Annotated in this window: 1 protein-coding gene; it reads right to left on the bottom strand. The window is 65.3% G+C overall.

The features are described from left to right. Positions 1-43 precede the first annotated feature (43 nt). Positions 44-1,324 (bottom strand): phosphopyruvate hydratase, encoded by a 1,281-nt coding sequence (gene eno / locus LQV45_RS32330; protein ID WP_018774732.1) that lies wholly within the window; start codon positions 1,322-1,324, stop codon positions 44-46. Positions 1,325-1,417: the final 93 nt, after the last annotated feature.

Here is a 1,417-nt window from a genome sequence, read left to right as displayed (position 1 = left end):
GGTCTTTCAACCATAGCCACCGGTTACCGGTTTTCGCGGCTAACTAGCCCTTGAAACGCGGGAACGCGCTGCGGCCGGCGTACCGTGCGGCGTCGTCGAGTTCCTCTTCGATGCGCAGCAGCTGGTTGTACTTGGCCACGCGCTCGGAGCGTGCGGGGGCACCGGTCTTGATCTGTCCCGCGTTGGTGGCAACGGAGATGTCAGCAATGGTGGTGTCCTCGGTTTCGCCGGAGCGGTGTGAGGTGATGGTGGTGTAGCCGGCACGCTGGGCCAGGGAAACGGCGTCCAGGGTCTCGGTCAGGGAACCGATCTGGTTGACCTTGACGAGCAGCGAGTTCGCGGTCTTGGTGTCAATGCCGCGCTGCAGGATGGCCGGGTTCGTGACGAAGAGGTCATCGCCCACGAGCTGGACCTTGTCGCCGATGGTGTCGGTGAGGGTCTTCCAGCCTTCCCAGTCGTTCTCATCCAGCGGGTCCTCGATGGACACGAGCGGGTAGTCGGCCACGAGCTCGGCGTAGTAGGCGCTCATCTCGGTGGCGGAAAGTGCCTTGCCCTCGAACTGGTACGCGCCGTCCTTGAAGAACTCGGAGGAGGCGACGTCCAGGGCCAGGGCGATGTCCTTGCCCGGGGTGTAGCCGGCGTTCTTGATGGCTTCCTGGATCAGGTCCAGGGCGGCACGGTTGGACGGCAGGTTCGGCGCGAAGCCGCCCTCGTCACCCAGGCCGGTGGACAGGCCCTTGGCCTGCAGGACGGACTTGAGGTTGTGGTAGACCTCGACGCCCCAGCGCAGGCCTTCGGAGAAGGTCTCGGCGCCGATCGGGACGATCATGAATTCCTGGATGTCCACGTCGGAGTCGGCGTGCGAGCCGCCGTTGAGGATGTTCATCAGGGGCACGGGCAGGACGTGCGCGTTGGGCCCGCCCAGGTACTTGTACAGCGGCAGGTCAGCGGAGGCGGCGGCGGCGTTGGCCACGGCCAGGGACACGCCCAGGATGGCGTTGGCGCCGAGCTTGCCCTTGTTGGGGGTGCCGTCCAGGTCGATCATGGCCTGGTCGATGCTGCGCTGGTCGGTCGCGTCGAAGCCGGTCAGGGCCGGGGCGATCTGGTCGATGACCGCGTCGACGGCCTTCTGGACGCCCTTGCCGAGGTAGCGGCCCTTGTCGCCGTCGCGAAGTTCAACGGCCTCGTGCTCGCCGGTGGAAGCGCCGGAGGGAACTGCTGCGCGGCCGATCTGGCCGTCCGAGAGCAGGACTTCAACTTCTACGGTCGGGTTGCCACGGGAATCGAGGATTTCGCGGGCGTGGATGGCATCGATAAGCGCCATGGATATGCTCCTTTGGGTGAAGCGATCTGCAGGGAATCTGACTGCTTGGACTCTGGCTGTACATCAAGCGGAAAAGCCGACGTCGTCGTCGCT

Source organism: Microbacterium sp. Bi128 (assembly GCF_918698205.1).
This window is presented reverse-complemented; position numbering and strand designations above follow the sequence as displayed.